At 42.1% G+C, this 19,056-nt stretch carries 8 protein-coding genes and 4 tRNA genes; 6 read left to right on the top strand and 6 right to left on the bottom strand.

Annotation, left to right across the window (positions count from 1 at the left end; all coding sequences use genetic code 11):
* Window positions 1–88: 88 nt before the first annotated feature.
* The 6 genes from HMPREF9969_RS11100 (at window position 89) to HMPREF9969_RS11075 (ending at window position 13,335) form a co-directional block, all read left to right on the top strand.
* On the top strand, window positions 89–1,921 hold the full coding sequence (locus HMPREF9969_RS11100) for a SusD/RagB family nutrient-binding outer membrane lipoprotein (RefSeq protein ID WP_009435828.1): 1,833 nt from the start codon (window positions 89–91) through the stop codon (window positions 1,919–1,921).
* 99 nt (window positions 1,922–2,020) lie between these two features.
* A complete protein-coding gene (locus HMPREF9969_RS11095; protein WP_009435929.1) occupies window positions 2,021–5,050 on the top strand; it encodes a GEVED domain-containing protein in 3,030 nt (1,009 codons plus the stop codon).
* A 178-nt stretch (window positions 5,051–5,228) separates the two neighbouring features.
* The gene (locus tag HMPREF9969_RS11090) at window positions 5,229–8,969 is read left to right on the top strand and encodes an endo-beta-N-acetylglucosaminidase (protein ID WP_009435864.1); all 3,741 of its coding nucleotides are present in this window, start codon (window positions 5,229–5,231) and stop codon (window positions 8,967–8,969) included.
* 146 nt (window positions 8,970–9,115) lie between these two features.
* The gene (locus HMPREF9969_RS11085; protein ID WP_009435778.1) at window positions 9,116–12,886 is read left to right on the top strand and encodes an endo-beta-N-acetylglucosaminidase; all 3,771 of its coding nucleotides are present in this window, start codon (window positions 9,116–9,118) and stop codon (window positions 12,884–12,886) included.
* A gap of 300 nt (window positions 12,887–13,186) precedes the next feature.
* Window positions 13,187–13,262 (top strand) — tRNA-Thr (locus HMPREF9969_RS11080).
* Between the two features lie 2 nt (window positions 13,263–13,264).
* Window positions 13,265–13,335, top strand: a tRNA-Gly gene (locus tag HMPREF9969_RS11075).
* A gap of 174 nt (window positions 13,336–13,509) precedes the next feature.
* On the opposite strand, the gene HMPREF9969_RS11070 is transcribed toward HMPREF9969_RS11075, so the two are convergent.
* From HMPREF9969_RS11070 to HMPREF9969_RS11040, 6 genes are all read right to left on the bottom strand, one after another.
* Complete coding sequence (locus HMPREF9969_RS11070; RefSeq protein WP_009435842.1) at window positions 13,510–14,313, bottom strand: hypothetical protein; 804 nt, start codon at window positions 14,311–14,313, stop codon at window positions 13,510–13,512.
* Window positions 14,310–15,413 (bottom strand): AAA family ATPase, encoded by a 1,104-nt coding sequence (locus tag HMPREF9969_RS11065; protein WP_009435924.1) that lies wholly within the window; start codon window positions 15,411–15,413, stop codon window positions 14,310–14,312. The genes HMPREF9969_RS11070 and HMPREF9969_RS11065 overlap by 4 nt, the downstream gene beginning before the upstream one ends.
* Window positions 15,414–15,561: 148 nt before the next feature.
* Window positions 15,562–15,634: transfer RNA gene (locus HMPREF9969_RS11060), tRNA-Lys, on the bottom strand.
* Window positions 15,635–15,673: 39 nt separating this feature from the next.
* Window positions 15,674–15,746, bottom strand: a tRNA-Lys gene (locus HMPREF9969_RS11055).
* A 1,064-nt stretch (window positions 15,747–16,810) separates the two neighbouring features.
* A complete protein-coding gene (locus HMPREF9969_RS11045; RefSeq protein ID WP_009435875.1) occupies window positions 16,811–18,313 on the bottom strand; it encodes a DUF5687 family protein in 1,503 nt (500 codons plus the stop codon).
* An 81-nt stretch (window positions 18,314–18,394) separates the two neighbouring features.
* Window positions 18,395–19,006 (bottom strand): LolA-like putative outer membrane lipoprotein chaperone, encoded by a 612-nt coding sequence (locus HMPREF9969_RS11040; RefSeq protein ID WP_009435991.1) that lies wholly within the window; start codon window positions 19,004–19,006, stop codon window positions 18,395–18,397.
* Window positions 19,007–19,056 lie beyond the last annotated feature (50 nt).

Below are 19,056 nucleotides of genomic sequence, written 5' to 3'. Positions count from 1 at the left end.
TGTCCTTTGCATGAGTCTCCAATACCTTTACTCCAGCTCTCTCACAATATAGTAAATCTATTAAATAACAATCTAAAGAATTAAAATAATGAAAAGTAAACATATAATTGTACTCATGGCGATGGCATTGCCAACATTGGGTTTGCAGTCATGTCTTGACTATGATAACCCAGGCGATGAGTTTAATTCAACTACTAAGAACGTTGAGAAGGTGACGAGTCGCGGCGATGTAGACAACATTCCTTTCCGACAGGCTACTGATGCTGCTGCGGCTGATGCTGCTTTGAATGCTATGCAAGACTTGCTTGATGCAGGAGTTGGTGGACAGTTCTCTATGCGTGGTGGTAAGAATGGTGAGAACCCAGGTCCACATGCTTATCAATACCAGTATTCTCTCGGTGTTGATAATTATGCTGAGTATTCAGTTGTCCCACATACTTTCTTCCAGTATTCAAAGATTCGTTTGGCATCATCTTACGCTATTGATCAAAAGTGTTATGGTGGTGCATGGGGTTCATTCACTGAGATGAAGACAAGTCTTGTGCCTATCTTGAATAATGAGAAGGTAAACGCTGTTCCTGAGTTGAAGGCTGCTTATCTTACACTCTTCAATCAGCAAGCTGTTGAGGTAGCTGATGTTTATGGTCCAATGCCATATCGTGAGTTGAAGACAAACTTGCAAGTTGGTCCTTATACATATAATAAGGTGGAGGATGTTTATAATGATGTTATTGCCAACCTCGACACTGCTATCGCATGTTTCCATTACTTCGATCAAAAGCCTGCTGCGTACAAGCAGAAAATCAAAGAGGCTTTCGTAGATCGTTTTGTAGTAATGTCTGATGGTGGTGCAGCTGATGGAACATTGAAAGAGTGGGCGCATTATGCAAACTCTCTAAAGCTACGTATTGCAATGCACATGGTTAAGAGCGACCCTGTTCGTGCACAGAAATTGGCTGAAGAGGCTGTTGCTGATGGCGTTATTGAGAATGAATCACAGAGTGTTTCTATACGTCCAGGTGTGATGGGATTCAGCAATCCATTACCAGGAGTTGAGAACTGGGGTGATAGCCGAATGAGTGCTACAATGGAGATAACCTTAAAGACCTTCAATCATCCTTGGTTGAAATATCTCTTCAAGAAGAATGACAACGTTATCAAGAACAATAAGACTGGTGAGACAACACCTGCAGAAAGCCGTATTTGTGGTATCCGCACGGGTACACATCCTGGTGAAGGTCAGGGTTATGATGAGAATCAATACATTGCTTTCAGTAAGTTGAATGAACAATACTTCAATGCTGCACCACTCTATCTCATGAAGTACGCAGAGGTATGCTTCTTACGTGCTGAAGGTGCACTTCGTGGTTGGAATATGGGAGGAACAGCACAACACTTCTATGAAGAAGGTATTCTCCATGGTAACTGTGAAGACCCAGAAATGAAGTCTATGGATGGTGAAGGACCTAATGGTCAGGGGAATGTGAACTGGTATGACGCATGGATTCATCAGTACATGGAGCAAGAGAACCCTGTTGCTTACGTTTATAAAGATCCTACGGGTGATACTCCTGACGCTGCATCACCTATTCATGTTGGTGTAAAGTGGAACGATGGTGACTCTCAAGAGACTAAGTTGGAGAAGATAATCACACAGAAGTATCTCGCTACTTATCCTAATGGTTTCGAAGCATGGGTAGACCTTCGTCGTACAGGTTTCCCACGTATGTTGCCAGTATTGAACATCGATGAGGCTGATGGTAGTTTAGTTCCTGGCGATATCATGCGCCGTCTGCCATTCCCTGGCACAAGCGACATTGCTACAAAGCAAGATGTTGATAACACTGGTATTCCTGCATTGGGTGGTCCTGATAAGATGGCGACTCGCCTCTTCTGGGATAGACTAACTCCTAACTTCTAATTGTCTCGTTATTACGAGATAATATTCTGGCAGAGAGTCTTAACCTACTCTCTGCCAGGAACTAAATCTATCGAACACTAATAACAAAACCTAAATTATATGAATAAAAAAATTACTCTTAATGCATGGCTTATAGCTGCAATGATGACGATGTCACCTGTAGGAGCTCATGCACAAACCTATTCTTCTACCTCTTCAACCCAGGTTTATGATCTTTCTAAGCTCAGTGATCAGACCTTGTTAGACCATTTTGCACAGCTCATAGACCAAGGAAGGAAATATCCAACAGACGCTGATTTAGAGGCATGGGGCATTAAAGATGAAGTAGAATTTATTCGTTCTCACGTGAAGAAACGTGCTATTGAGTCTCGTGCTGACCGTCTTCTTCCAGGAACATATGAGAATCGTAACCTCTTTATGAATATCCCTGGTGGTGCAGGAAAGAACCTCGGTGGTTATCCTTCGAATACTTTTGCGAACGATAACTTCTCTATGTGGAACTATACCAACCTGTTTGGTGCCTGGAACTACGGACTTTTCCAAGCACCAGGTTCATGGGCTGATGCTGCTCACCGCAATGGTACAAGCATCTTCGCTGGTATTAAGTTCTTCGATCATACAACGGGTGGAGCTGCTAACAGTTGGGCAAGCTTTATCATGACTCGTAATAGCGATGGTAGCTTCCGCTATACGCATCCTATCATCAACTGCATGCGCTTCCTTGGTTTCGATGGTATCAACTATAACTGGGAAAGTACAAATAAGTATCAGGATGCAGATAATATTGCTTTCCACAAGGAACTCTATAAGATTGCGAAGGCTGAAGGTTTCAACGACTTCAAGATTATGTATTATACAACGAGTTCTAGACTTACCTCTTATAACTCGAGTTATATGTGGGGTCAAGACAAGGACAATCGTATCTGTGAGGTAATGTTGAATTACGACAACAGCGACTTCAGTTGGAGTATGGGAGAGTCTGTAAAAGAGGCTGAACGCACTATGGGCTCTGCTGATGGGCTTTATGCTGGTGTATGGATAGTAAGTATGGACAGGCGTTGGAATAGTCTTAACAACCAAGATGCAAATCGTTGTGGTATCTGTCTATGGGGAGAACATGCAGAAAGTCGCTTCTGGAGTTATAATACAGGTGGTGACGCAATGTCTCGTATGTCTAACTATCAAGAGTATCTTGAGCGTGCTTTCTCTGGTGGTAATCGTAATCCATTATCACGTCCAGCAATTAGCAATAGGGGTAATAATGTTGAAGCACAAGGTGGTACACCGCCATTGAGAACCTTCGCTGGTCTTGCTTCTTGGATTCCAGAGCGCACAGCTATTTCTGGCAACCTTCCTTTTGCAACCCACTTTAATATGGGTAATGGTGAACGTTATAATTATAAAGGTAAGAAAACAGCAGGGTCATGGTACAACATGAGTAGTCAAGATGTCGTTCCAACTTATCGTTGGTTGGTTGTTGATGCAGGTACAGAGACTGCAAGCACAGCAGTTCAACCATCTTTGACCAATGAGGATGCCTATACAGGTGGTGCCTGCTTAAGCTTGAAAGGTGTAAGTAATGCAAGTGCGACAGACGTTGTCCTCTATAAGACTAACCTCACTCCTTCTAAGGGTAAGGTTGTAGCAAAGCTGGCTATCAAGACAGGCAAGGAAGGGACAACAGACTCTAAACTTTCTTTAATTGTACGTGTAAATGGAGCATGGAAGGTTTATCCAGTAGGCAATACAGATAACAGCAATTGGACAGAAAAGAGTATTGAATTGAGTGATATCACCGCTGGTCAGAAGATTGAGCGTATTGGTTTGCGTGTAAATAATCCAGATGCAGATTATAAGGTACTTGTTGGTAAGCTCGAAATCAATGATGACGTGACAGCTACACCAGCCAATGTGAAGGGGCTGACAGTCCAGGTAAAAGAAGAGACTAAAAACTCTCTTTCTGTTAAGGCTGTATGGGGTATTGATAAAGATCCAGGTGATAATCCTACCATCTACAACGATGATGCAAACATTGATCACTTCGAAATCCTTTATAAGAATGGTCCGGATGGTGCCGTATCTGAAGTAGGTCGTACATCACAATGGGCTACTCTCATTCCAAACATACAGTTTACTGACGTAAATGATAGACCATTTATTGGTGTTCGTTCTGTAGGAACTGACCTCAAAACTTACTCTAAGACAGTATGGATAGAGGTTCCACGTGCTCAGCAATCAGATCTTCCTAATGCTAAAGAAGAGGGCTACGGAACAGTTGAACTCGACAATGCTGCAGCTGGTGCAGACGTTGCGAAGAGAATTCGTTACGTTCAGAAGTTCCAGACAGTGGGTGGAACACAGGATATCAACTATACTGCCAATGGTCCTGCAGGTAACGAGACAAACTATGTGGATGCAACTGATCATGAGTTGATAGTGGCACAAGGCACAACAATTAAGGTGAAGATTCAAGGTTACGAAGCAACTCAGGGCAGAGACCAGAGCCATGACGACCTTCGTTACTGCATGGGTAAGGCTTGGATGGACTTTGATGGTGACAAGCAATTCAATCCAGACAATCTTTCAACTAACCCCAATGAGGGCGAGTGTGTAGTCTTCTTTGGTAAGGTGCGTTCTGGTGTACCAGCACAAGTACAACAGCTTAATGAATATGAGTTTACCATTCCAGAAGATGCTAAACCAGGTAAGAGTCGTCTCCGTCTTGTATTCTGTGATGCATGGTTCCAGGGCGGTTTGACCCCAACGGGTAAGTTCAATAAGGGTTTTGCTATCGATTTCGGTGTAACCATTACAGGTACTCATGCTGCTCGTGGTGGTAAGGCTGATACCCACGATAAGGGTACAGCTGAACAGCCAGAGATGCTCGAAGGTGGTTCAACTAACATCCAGACAGCTAACGCTAGTGCTGCCTCTTCTGTCGTTGTTACTGATGGTAAGGTTGTTTTCAACAATGTTGAACGTGCATGGGTATTCTCTGCTGATGGTCAGACTATCAAGAGTATGATTCAACCTAAGGCATTTAATACAAATGAGTTAGTACCTGGTGTTTATCTCGTTAAGATGTTGAATAAGAATGTTATTCGCACACAAAAGATAGCAATCAAGTAATAGAAACGAAATAAGGTTATCCAACTTGGATACTACAAGTTGGTTTACCTTGTTTCATGTCATGATACAAAACAAAGAAGTCCACACCTTTCTTATAATTAAGAAATAAATGGTTGGGACATAAAAGACAAGTGATTTAAAGAAAACCTAATTAATAAAATCAAAACTTAAGTTATTTATGAAGAAATTAAATCTACTCCTTTTGGGCTGTTTCTTGGCTCCTTCTACGCTTATGGCGCAGGAACTGAAGGAAGGCTACATCAAGTGGGGATTTGAGTCACAAGAGTTCCCTAATAGATTAAGGAATTGGTCAAAAACAAATCCAAAGATTAACGAGGACGATAACTTCTTTATCTCTCGTGTGAAACCAAAGGTGCGTTTCCGCAACCCTGAAACACAGGTAAGAACAAACATTACAGCAGAGAATGACAAGCGTCTTATCGCTTGGTTACCATGGAACGTGCCTAGCAAGAATGCTCTCCCTGATGGTGTCTTCGATTCTGAGGTGTTCTCAATGTGGTCTTACGTTACACACTGGGGAGACTGGAATTGTGGCTTAGGTCGTATTCCTGCAGCGCTGTTGGACGTAGCACATAAGAATGGTGTGCCTGTAACATCGGTTGCTGGTATTCCTTATGGTAATCTAGATGGTGGCTGGAGATCCGCTTTAGAGACCCTCTCAAAAGTTGAAATTGACAAGGCTGCAGCCTACATGAATTACTATGGTTATGACGGTTTTGGTTATAACTCAGAGTACACAGAGATTTATACTCGTGGTAGAGTGACGAAAGCAATTAAGGATTTCCATGTTAATCTGAATAGAGCAATGAAGTCGCTTAATCCTATTTTCGAGAATGTCTGGTATGATGGTACGCAAGAAAATGGTAGTCGTTACTTCGATCAAGGATTGACAGATTATAATAAGAATGTGTTTGGAGAAGGGGGAAGTGAGGCTGCTTCATTGTTCTTCAACTATAACTGGAATCGTCAATGGTTATTGAGCCAGTCTGTAGAGAAGGCTAAAGAAATCCATCGTGACCCATTGTATCTCTATGCAGGTATCAATATGCAAGGTGGTGAGCCACACTCAACTCCTCGTTGGACTTTGTTGAAGAACTATCCAATCTCTATTGGTTTGTGGGGAGCTCACTCTCAGAACATGTTCTTTGAGAGCCGTGGTGAGAAGGGAAGTGACCCTGAAACCAAGCAGCGTACCTATATGTTGCGTACAGAGCGTTGGTTCTCAAGCGGTTCCCGCAACCCTGTTAACAACCTTGAGATTGATAATAGCTTGAATTACAATGCTGATAACTTTGACTTTGCAGGTATGTCTTCCATGATGACGGCACGTAGTTCCATGTCATGGAATCTAGCCGAAGAACCATTCATCAGCTATTTCAACTTGGGTAATGGTAAGTTCTTCAACTATGATGGTGAGCGTAAGAACGATCGTCCTTGGGCTAACGTAGGTGTTCAGGACTACTTGCCAACATGGCGTTGGTGGTTTGCTAAGAAGTTGTTAGGCCGTGAACCTATTGATGTTCCAGATGATGGAACAGGTTTGGATGCTGAGTTCGTATGGGATGATGCGTATCTTGGTGGTTCTACTGTACACATCTTTGGTAACACTCCTAAGGAGTATCTCCACCTCTTCAAGACAGACTTTGAGTTGAAGGCAGGCGATAAGATTACCTTCCGTTATAAGGTAAAGGCTGGTAAGTCTGACGCTTCTTTGGTTCTTCTAACAAAGGATAACGTAAATGCCGAGAATGATTATAAGGTGTTGAATGCTTCTGATGAGACAGATGAAGATAAGTGGGTAGAGAAGACCTTCACGGTTGATGGTAACTTAGCAAATAAGCACCTTGCGCTCGTTGCATTGAAGATGGAGAATGCAAACAACCTTAATCTCTATCTTGGCGAGTTCTCTATTGTACGTGGAACATTCGAGAAACCAGAAATGCCACAGGTTGTATCTACAGCTTTGTTACACTCTGCACAGAATGGTGTTGATGGTAAGATTATCTTCAACATGCCTAATGATAAAGGTCCAGGCGAGCCTTGCTACAATACTGATGTGAAGACTTCTCTCTTCAAACTCTGGGCACAGCAGGGTAATGAAAAGCCAATCTTAATGGGTGTTACAACCTCTTGGGCGGGTATGTATTACTCTGTTCCTGTTAATTTCGAGGGTGAGGGTACTATTAAATTTGGTGTCTCTGCCGTATCTCTTGATATGAAGCAGGAGAGTGACATAGCATGGGGCACAGAGCAATATAATATCTTTAATCGATACGATTACAGCGATGAAATCAAGGCTGACAAATCTGTCATCAAGCCTAATGAGGAATTTACTATTGCTTATGTAGACCCACGCCATGAAGTAGGAGACTGGAAGATTGAGCATAATGGTGTAGTTGTTAAAACTAGCAATCAATCTAAGAAGATCCATGTTGATGGTTTGAGTGCTACAGGTTTCTATGATCTTGTACTTACAGGTAAGGTGAATGAAAATGGTCTTCGCACTGATAAGGAAGTAAGATTCTCTAACTACATTCAGATTACTTCTGATGCTGTCGGTGCTGTACCACATATCAACTCTCTAACAGCTGACGACCAGACAACTTCTATCGAAGTTCTTCCCAATACACAAGTAACAATGAAGTACGAGGGTAAGAAGGCTGATGGTTCTGGTTCAAGAGGTATCAAGACTCTCGAGAAGCCAGTAGGTGTTAAGGTTTCTGAACTAGGCTTGACAAACAATAACCAGCCTTGGTCACTTGCTTTCTGGGTGAAATTCAATAGCTTCTCTGGTGGTACTCAGATAATTGATATGCGTAGTCCGGGTATTGGCTGGCCACAGAACAACTGGGGTACAATGTGGTCTACATACGATCCTAACACTGGTATCTATGAGTTGACACTCCGTGCTAAGAACGGCGGTGGCTCTCCAGAGTACAAGCAGCGTTGGAAGGTAGACTTTGTGCCAGGTGCTTGGACACACTTTACTTTGGCTATGGATGGTAATGGTACAAATACCAAGCCAATGCTTTACATTAATGGTAAACAGGCAGAAGCTACAACTTGGAGCTATGGTACTGATGGTACAGGTCTCTGTCCTCAAAGATTTGCTAATAATGGCTGGTGGGATTCTAACATCCTTGGCATTAGTCTTGGTCGCCATCAAACAGCTGCTATGAATGCAACCATTGATGATGTTAAGTTCTATGATAAGTATCTCTCTGAAGCTGAAGCAACAGCGTCAATGATGTCAACCAATCCTAATGAGGCTGGTTTGAAGGCTTATTGGGACTTTGAGAACAATGCTGATGGTGACTACTACTTCGCAAGTAAGGTAGGTGATGCTAAGTTGGCTCATGGTGAATTACGCGCTGGACAAGGTGAGGGCGTTTCTGCTCTTATTCCAGATGAACCTACTTTTGATGCTGGTAGCCCATTCGTTTCTGGTAACTTCGAAGTAAAGACTACAGCAGAGTGGACTGCTAAGAAGGCTACTATTGTATCACATGAGGGTAACGATCTCGCTGGTAGTGCTAAACTAACGTATGCTAAACCAGGTGATTATGAAGTAACTTTGACATTGAAGAACGCTCATGGTTCAGACACTCGTACCTTCAAGGTAATCAAGGTGAAGGCTGATCCAACAGGTATCAACGGCACTGAGGCTGCTGACATGAAGGTTTATTCAGTTGATCGTGATGTATTACTCGACATTGAAACAGCGGGTAACTATCTTGTTCAGATCTACTCTACAAATGGTCAGCTTGTAGCTGGTAAGAGCCTATCTGTTAATGGTACCGATAATGTTCGCCTCCATCTTGGTGCTCAAGGCGTTTACATTGTAAACGTAAAGAAGGATGGTAAGACACTTCGTACCGTTAAGTTAATCTGCAGATAAGATGTTTTTTGAGAAGTGAGGGGAGTTCGATAAAGTGAAAGTAACTCCCTTTACTTCTCAAAACTCTTTTCACTTCTCAAAATAACTCCCCTTAAAAACCTAAAATAATAATCTCTTAAACCAATTATTAACTAAACATTTAAATTATGAAAAGGTTTACGCTTTTTGCGTCCTTGGCTCTAGCTAGTTGTTTGAGTGCTACTGCACAGCGCACCCCAACACATCCGTTAGACATTCAGGACGCCAAGTTTGAAGATCTCCCTAACTATCTAGAAGCCTGGATGAAAGGTGAGATGAAACAGCCACAAGGTGTCAGTGCTATTGACGACCAGTTCTACATCTCTCGTGTTCGCCCATTGGAGCGCATTAAAGATGGTGACTATCAGGTGCGTCAAGGTGTTAACCCAGAACGTAAGATGTGTCTTTGGACACCACTTGACGACCCTACTTCTAAGTGGAAAGCATTACCTCGTTATTGCTTCGAAGGTGATAATTTCAGTTTGTGGTCATACATTGATATTCATGGAAACTGGACTTCTCCATGGATTCGTTCGTCTGCTGGTCTTACTGATGTAGCCCATAAGAATGGTGTCTCAGTAGGTTGTGTGATGTCAATAGGTTATGGTGCTTATATTTATCTAAATAATTGGCGCCCAGATACCTATAGTCGTGTATTATATAAGTTGACGCAAAAGAAGGGTGGAAAGTTCATTTATGCGGCACCATTTGTGCGCTTAATGAAGTATTATGGTATCAATGGAATTGGCTTCAACTCGGAGTTCCACACCTCTGCTGACGTGATGACGCAGTTGACAGAGTTCTTCGTTGAATGTCACAAAGAGGCTAAGAAGATTGATTGGAAGTTCGAAGTACATTGGTATGATGGTACAGATGATCGTGGTAGTATTCACTTTGATGGTGGTCTAGGTGATCATAACAAGAAGATCTTTGGTGATAAGGACAACATTGCTACTGATATGCTCTTTGCTAATTACAACTGGGGTAATTGGCATCTAAACGGTTCTGTCAGCACTGCTAATAGATTAGGTAGAAGTAGCTTCGACTATTATGCAGGTTTCGATATACAAGGACGTGCGTTGCGAAATAACAACTGGAGTGCATTATTGAACAATGACATCTCTATTGGCTTTTGGGGTGCTCACTCGCAAAGTCTCATCCATCAGAGTGCAACCGACGATGGAACTTCAGACATCGCAATACAGAAAGCCTATCTAAAGAAGCAAGAATTGATATTCAGTGGAGGTAATAACAACCCTGGTTATCTGCCTGGTATCAACACAAATTGTACGTTGGCTAACTCTAGCCTGAAGAACTTCCATGGGCTTGCAACCTTCCTTACAGCGAAGTCAACCATACAGCAGATACCATTTGTCTCACGTTTCAACCTTGGTAATGGATTGAGTTTCCGCAAGGATGGACAGGTCGCTTTTGATCATAAGTGGTATAACCTCAATACTCAAGACTTCATGCCAACATGGCGTTGGTGGATCACTGATAGCAATGATGAAGTGAATGGAAGCAACATCAACGGACTAGTGAAAGCAGAACTCACCTTCGATGATGCTTATTGGGGAGGCTCTTGTTTGTCACTCTCTGGACAGACTGACTTCTCTCGTGTGAAGCTCTTTAAGACCATGCTTGAGGTGCAACCTGACTATGAGTTCTCGGTTACCTATAAGACATTGAAGGGTACAGATTCTCATGCAAAACTCTTTGTTGCATTGAAGGATCACACCACTGACTACAAACAAGTTGATTTACCAGCTACAGAGACAGCAGGTAAATGGAGCACATTCACCGTTAAGGCTTCCGATTTAGGGCTTGCTGCAGGTGATAAGGTGGCTATGATGGGACTTGTTGTAGAGAATAGTCCTGCTGATTACCAGCTCCATGTTGGTGAGATGGCATTGCGTAATTCGACTCAATTATTCAATACTGCAACTCCAACCATTAAGCAAGTACAGGTGCTCCGTGGTCGTTACAATGCTTGTGACTTCAAGTTGCAATATGCTTCAAAAGATGAGTCAGACTGGGAGAAAACCTATAATGACGAGGTTGGAACATGGTATTATGAAATCTACTTCCAGCAGAAAGGGCAGAAAGAACAGCTCCTTACAGCTACTACCTCATGGGCAGCTTATGTTGTAGATGCACCTATGGTATCAGGCAACGATAAGCGTGATTGTCGCTTTGGTGTACGTGCCGTTGCACCTGATGGCAAGCAAGGTTCTGAGATTGTTTGGACTCCTTACCAGAGAGTTGAATACAACCAGCCATTGAGCGATGTAGTTGCTGACCGTCCAGTTATCAAGCCAGGAGAGGAATTCACACTCAAGTATCTTGATGAGATGGTGCCTGCAGCTACCTCATGGTCATTGAATGATGCTGTGACTGGGGCTACTGTAGCAACCGCAGGAAGTGGTACAAGTGCTACATTTAGGGTTGACCAAGAGGGCACTTACGACCTCGTTGTTGTTGATAGTGAGGGTAAGTCAACCACAACACGTGGTAAGGTGAAGATTACACCAGAGGCTACTGGTGCTGTTCCTCACATCAATACACTTACAGCTGATAAGCAAACAGAGCAAACAGGAAAGCCTGTTTCTTACACTTACGACGCTCGTTTGGGTGAGGGTATGGCTTCACATGGTTTGGTTATCACCGATCCTAAGATGTTCCGCATCCCTGGTGATGTTCAAAAAGGTAAGTCTTATTCTTATGCATTGTGGTTCAAGGCTGATAATTTCAACCATGATAAGCAGGGTACAAACCTTATTAATAAGAACTCAATCAAGGATAGCTGGCCACATAACAACTGGGGTGATCTTTGGGTAACAATCCGTCCTGAGTGGCAAGGTCGTTCTCTCCACCCAGCGAATGAAGTATCTTTCAATACGATGGGTTGGACCTCTCATGATATTCCTTACGAGGATGTGATGACAACAGGTTATAGTGTTACTCCTGGAGTATGGAATCACATTGTTGTAACCCATACGGATGGTAACATTCAAAAGATTTATTTCAATGGTCGTGAAGTTGCTAGTCACAGCTTCTCAAACTCTATCCGTCGTGAGGATTCAAACGATAACCGTATCCGCAGTTATGAGGTAGCTGACATCTTTATTGGTGGTGGTGGTGTTTACAAGAGCGGCTTCAATGGTGTCATTGATGAGGTTCAGGTATGGGATAAACCATTGTCTAAGGAAGAAGTTCTAGAGGCTATGAAGGGTTATAAGGAAGGTTCAATACCTTCTAACTTGAAGGCTTACTTTACCTTTGAAGAGGTTGATGGTAAGAAGTTCAAGAACCTTGGTACTGCTGGTCGTGACTTTGATGGTTCTGTTGTAGTTACGGAAGGTAGCGGTGGTGAAAACACTTCTACTGCTGCTTATGTAGACCAACAACCAGACAACAATGTACTTGGTTTCCCAGGTGTTGTTGGTACATACGAGGTGAAGACTACTCCTACATGGGAATTAGGTGATGGTAGAATTTCATCAGAAAGTGATAAGACTGCTGTTGTAACCTATGCTGCTCCAGGTAAGAAGAACGTTACCTTGAAGTTGAAGAACGGATGGGGTGAAGATGAGAAGACGGTGAATGAGATTGTTGATATCACTGCAATTCCAGACGGAATCTCTACTGTTGAGGCTCAAACAGGCCTGAGTGTTTATCCTAATCCATTTGTTGAAAGTGTGAACATGCGCTTTGCTGAGAATGGTCATTACACAATAAATATCCTTGGCGCAACCGGTTCACTCTTACAGAGCAACCAGTTTGATGCAGTAGAAGGACAGGTTGTAAATGTCGCAATCAGTGGTGCTCGTGGTATCTACTTCGTACAAGTAATGAAGAATGGAAAGACTTACAAGACATTGAAAGTCATCAAGAAATAATTAGGTTGGTTTGTTAAGTGTTAGTGAGTTGGGCAGCTCCTACAAGTAATTGTGGGTGCTGTTTCAGCTCACTTTTCGTATAGTATCAGTTCCTCTTTTATGTAGATTAGTTTCTGATAGTTCGCCCCTTAGCCCCATCAAGTGCATATCGTTTTCTCTTGGTTGTCTATAGGGAATCTTTGCAAAGAACACTGGATGATCTTCTTATTATTGCTTCATCCACAATAGAAAATGCTACACAAAAAAGAAGTAAAATTTGGTTGTTTGTTTTTTTTGCAGTATCTTTGCATCTGCAAGACCGCCGATATGGCTCAGTTGGTAGAGCAACGCATTCGTAATGCGTAGGTCCCCGGTTCGAGTCCGGGTATCGGCTCCATTGCGGAATTAGCATATCGGTAGTGCACGGGCTTCCCAAGCCTGAGAGGCGGGTTCGATTCCCGTATTCCGCTCAACTCTTTTCTCCACTGGAAAACATCAATTCTCAAGAATCTTATTAATTGTCAGTTTATATAATAATAGGTGTATATAAACTTACTTCTCGGCATTAGCACCATTGCTTACCATTCATCTTATTATAATGAAAGAGATACGTATTATCTTTCATCCATTGCTATCTTAGAATCTTATTTAAGGTAATCATACAAGAACAAGGGGAATGAATTTAAGATAGCAATCGATTTGTTCTTATCATATGTATTGATTTGGTGTGCAAATACTTGTTGTTGTGACACATCCTCCTTGCTAGTTGGCATACTATAAGAGAGGGTACAAATGTAATTTGCTTTCATAACATTCTGCTGCTTTAATAGCTCCCAATTACGCCTTATCTCATCAATCTCTGCAGGTGCATTATCCCATAGAATCCCCTTATAAGCCTTATAGTCTGAGAACTCCTCAGCCACTTTCTTGAATTGACCACGGCACTCCTCTAATGTTGTTCTGTATGTGTGGAAATCTACATCAGGAAGTTGTTTCGTATATTTCAGTGATTCTATCATAGGATAGTTAATGTATAACTTCCCCATATCAGTTTCTTCATTAAAGAAGTCCAATAACTCTTTTAGTCTTGTATCATCCTCCTTTAGTATCTCTTCTAATGAACATTCTGGATGCTGCTCTTGCACATGGTAAGCATGTTGAAAGTCATAATCAAAGAACAGAAAAACCTGATCAATATCAGAAGAGAGCTTTATATTCTTTAATACCTCTGCATTATTAGGATCCATCTCTCTGATAACATCGACAATGTTAGCAACATTGCCAATGTCGTCAAAGTCCGCATTATACTTCTTCAGACGATTGTAAAGTCCATAGATATTACTCCCAAAGATGCAAATTATATCTTCTTCGTCTCTGAAATATAACCTTTTAATAGTCTCATATACTCTTGGTTCAGTCTTAGAACCCTCTACGATGAATAAGATCATAGTGTAAAAGCCTTTCCACGGAATAGTTTTTCTATGTTATGTCCGAAGCGTAGTTCCTTGTCTGTACAATCTGTCAATGGTTTAATCTTATTGTTGTTAATGATAAAATTACAATCTGGTCGCAACAAATCATTGGTCATGAGGTAAGTATTATGCGAAGAGGTAAATATCTGACAGTTATCAAGTAAGAACAACTCCTTACATACTTTATAGGAAAGGTCATAGTGATAAAAGGCATCAAACTCGTCGATAAATACAAAAGAAGCACCTGACATCTGTTTGATCCAATAATAGAGTAGCATTAACGAATGTGTCCCCGTAGAGGCTATGGAGTCGAATGTTACTTTGTTGCTATTGAATATACACTGCAAGACTCGGTCTCCCTTTGCTGGGGTAACGAAGTTGAATGTTTGTTCACTAACCCTTTGCAGAAAACTAGAAAAGTCTTTTACAAGTCCTTCCTTGATGATGTATTCATCCAAATTGATAGGTGCTGAGACTAAACCAATGAACTCTCTCTGTTCTAAACAACGAAACCACAACATGGAGTTTACAAATTCCTGTAGTCTAAAGAGATAATGGTTGGCAGGAAGAGGATATGTGGCAAGGAGGAAGTTTACTATGGAAACGTTATTGACATTATCGGATAGATTCGATCTAACCGCGCTGTCAATGGGATATTCGGAACTAAGTTCCAGTTGTGTTCCTTCCGTACGAGAGAACACAAGGTTACCATTTACTAATAATTTCTCACTCCTTATTATTCCTGTAAAACCTTTCTTATACGTATAATAAAGTTCGTCTTGACCAAAGCGGAATGTATATTCGAAACTTACCAGAGAAGTGGGTTTCCCTGCAAACACAAAGTTATTATAATAATCTGATGGTCTCCATCTCTGTGATAAGTGATTGACAATATCAAACAGAGATAAGGCAAAGTTCGACTTCCCTGAACCATTGGGACCATAGAGAATACCATTCTTTATAATGCCATTCTTTATAGCGAAAGTATTAAATGAATAATTACTCGGCTTACTCAAATCCCATTCTATTCTTTGAGCAAACCCACGATAATTAGTTACAGCGAACTTAACTAGCATAGTACCATAATTGATGTTTTCTTCGCAAAGGTAATATTTAAATTCCAATTATCCGTAATTATCTTACGGATAATTCGTCATTAAGCTTACATATCCAACTTTGCAAGCATAAAAAAAGAGGATTTCTAATAAATAGAAATCCTCTTTGTGCGCCCTTAGGGACTCGAACCCTAGACCCACTGATTAAGAGTCAGTTGCTCTACCAGCTGAGCTAAGGGCGCAAGCTAAACGATTGGTTTGGGTCAAAAACCTGTTAGTTGTGCGCCCTTAGGGACTCGAACCCTAGACCCACTGATTAAGAGTCAGTTGCTCTACCAGCTGAGCTAAGGGCGCTCAAATCGTTTTTGCGAGTGCAAAGGTATAGCTTTTTAATGAATTGACCAAACTTTTTAGCGTTTTTTTTTGACGTCAGCTCTGATGTAGGGTATATCTATTTAAGAGAGAGAGGGGCTTAATAAGAGAGCCTGCTACAAGCCTCCCCCCCAGCCATCTACAGCCTCACCCCCGCCCCCTCTCCGAATGGAGAGGGGAGTGAAAACCATTGTTTGCAAAGAAAAAGGGCATTTGTTTGATGCAAGGAGAGGCTCTCTTCGAGGCAAAGAAACGCCTTTCTCGATTGAAGAAGGGCGTTTCCTTAATTCTACTAAAAAGCCTCACCCCCGCCCCTCCGAAGGAGGGGATGTGTTCCCCCAAGTGCTTCTTTCTATCTAAAAGAGCCTCCCTTGCATGTGAAGAGGGCGTTTCCTTGCAATGAAAAGGGCGTTCCTTCACATTGAAGTAACGCCCTCTTTGTTTTAAGAATGCCTTTTCTTAACTTGCTCCCGTTAGGCTCTCCCCTCCTTTCGGAGGGGTTGGGGGAGGCTTTTCCAGTAGGAGAGGGGGCGGGGGGTGAGGCTGTGGTTGAGGCTATTGAGATGTCTGGATAGGTTCTAAAACACGCCCATTAATCACCTAAATATGTGTTCGTACACACGTTGAATGTCATGAAAAAATGTTGGATAAGTTTGCTAGTTACAATAAAAAATCATATCTTTGTATCGTTATCCTGAACACAATCTTTTACCTTTTAGAAAGTAACTAATACCTATTAGATTGCAAGCGATCACCTGAGAAGGCCATCGCTTTTTTTATTGCTTGTAGGTTTTCAATCATTCAGGAAACCTGTTTTTATCTCCTAACGAGATTGTAAATAAATATCAGAAGTGACTTATCTCCATTTTTACACATCCTTCATAGTGATCTACAAAACACATTCTTTTCTTGTAGTTCGTTTATTCTCAATGGGATAGGGGAGGGAACTTTCTTTGACGGAAGAGGGTTAGGCTAGAAAGAGAAATGGCTAATCTGCACAGCCAAACAATGCTTCACAGAACCTTACTAGTCTGCGTTTTCTGCGTCTAACAGCCTCGGAACCCTGCAATCTGTTCGTGTTGTTGTACTCTCATTCGGCGGTTGATCTGTTTGATCCAGTGCTGGTGCGTAAGAATAAAGGGCAATCCGATGAGAGCAAGAAGAAGGTTAGATAGATTTTCTAGATGGTAGTTTTTCCCTAAAAGGATGACAGGCACGGGCAGACCGAGGACTATGAAAGGTACGATGTATTGCATGTATGGTATCTTTGTGTTCGATCGAGTCGCCGAGTGAGAGGCGTTCATAGGGTATGACACCTTATTATATATAGCCATTTGGAAGAGTATTCTATAAGTGAATCCAGCGGTATAAAGGAAGAATGCGAGGATGAGCCACACACTCACATTACCCATTATCACGGCAGGAAGGAGGCACAATAAAGGGATGAGCAAGAGTACGGAATAAAAGTAATACTTGGCAAGTAAGAGTTGAGGTAGGCTCTTTGGCAGCATGACAAGGCACTCGAAATAGTTGCCATCATAGCACATCAAGGGTGTAAGAAAGGCTATACCATAGATTGAAAAACAATAGAGAAGAATGGTATCAGTGATGGTTGAGCCGCTTTCCGACTGCCAAATCATCGCTATGGAATAAAAGATAATGAAGCAGGTGCTGTTGATAAAAGAATGACGCAAGCGTTTATTGCGTTGGATGAAACGCACTTCTAGTTTCAAGTATTCGCTTAACTCTTTGAAATACTCTAGGAAATTGAGCGATAGAACACGCCTTTTTGTCGTCTTTGCTACGCCTGCTGTGTATGCTTCATAATAAAGATGACTCAACAGAACACGCCTGTTTATGAGTGTGAGGATGATGAGTAGGCACAGAGCTGGTAGATAGAAAGCGATGTTCCCTCGCATGATTAGTTGTCCGAAGAGAGCCGCTTGCTGAAAGAGGTCAGCTACAGATGGCACGAAGAAGAAGGGGATGAAGAGGAGTGGATAAACCACTATGGGTAAGAGGTAATAAACAAGTCGGCGTGAGGATAGTGTTCGTGTGATTTGAAAAAACTGTCCGTTGATAAGACTAAGTAGGCATATTCCAAGCGTGTAGCCCATCATTTCCATTGGTCCGACGGCTGGTAATAAGGCTTTCAAACCAAAGGGAATGGCGATGAGAGGTAGGAAGAGATTACCATGTTGCGCTATCTGACGCAGGATGAGATAGTCGACACAAGCGTAACGAGGCAATGGTAAGAGAAGATAGGGGCGCAATCGGAAGAATTCCTGACGTATTGTTCCATAGCGAAAGATATGGTCAACGATGAGAAAGAGGGGTAAGAGCATAAAGATGAGACGATAGCCACCATAGTCAGGTTCGCTTGCTAAGTTGGCAAGTTGCCATCCGCCCCATGCGATATAAGCATACGCAAAGAGCGTCAACGCATAGTAGATATACCTTGCTATGCGGTTGGCTCTCCTTTGTTTAATGCGCTTTTCAGCGAGAGAGAAGTGTTGGCGAAGAGTTAGAAAGGTCTCCCAATAAGTCATCCCTGTCTCCTTCTGCTTCTTTCTTATCGCTTTCCTCTTTTCTTGATGATTGATAAATAAAGGAAGAAAAGAGCGTGTTTATTATCTTAAATCAACAACTTCTGCACTCGGGCAGTGCTTCTTATTGAAGTTAAAAATGCTGTCTGACAGACTCTTGCGTTGGATAGAACTAATCTTAATAGTAGTCCACTTCCCTCCTTGTTTCATCTTGATTCCCTGCAACTGATAGCCCTTGCTAACGGTTACATAAGCCTCAGACACACTTCGTTTAGCGTTTGTTGCCTTCATGTGAACGACGTATGAGCCGCCTTGAGACGTCATTGACAGGTCGTAACCTTGTCTATATAGGGTCATCAAAGCGTATGGGTTCATGGCTACTCGCTGTGCCTCAGTAGGGTTAGAAACGTTCACCTCGTTGGTAGACTTCATGTAAGTCCATTGCGTTTTGCCGTTAAACCAAATGGTAGCTTGCGGTGTTGTGGCAACAAACTTAGAGCCTTTCACCGAGATAGAACCACTGGTATGCCCCATGCTAGGGCTTGAAATGGTGAAACGAGCGGTGATACCGCTTTGGTTAGAGACGATTGCTGTTGCCTTATCGAGGCACTCCTTCGCCTTTGCCGCACTCTGTGCAAAGGTGCTGTTAGCCATCAAGATGGCTACAAGTAATAGTAGATACTTAATTTGTTTCATTGTCGTATTGTTTTAATCGACGTATTTTCTTTAATTAAAAAGTTGCTGTT

Origin of the sequence: Prevotella sp. oral taxon 306 str. F0472 (genome assembly GCF_000257925.1) — a bacterium.
Lineage (GTDB): Bacteria > Bacteroidota > Bacteroidia > Bacteroidales > Bacteroidaceae > Prevotella > Prevotella vespertina.
Note: the sequence above shows the minus strand (reverse complement) of the source record. Positions and strands in the feature narration are given on the sequence as shown.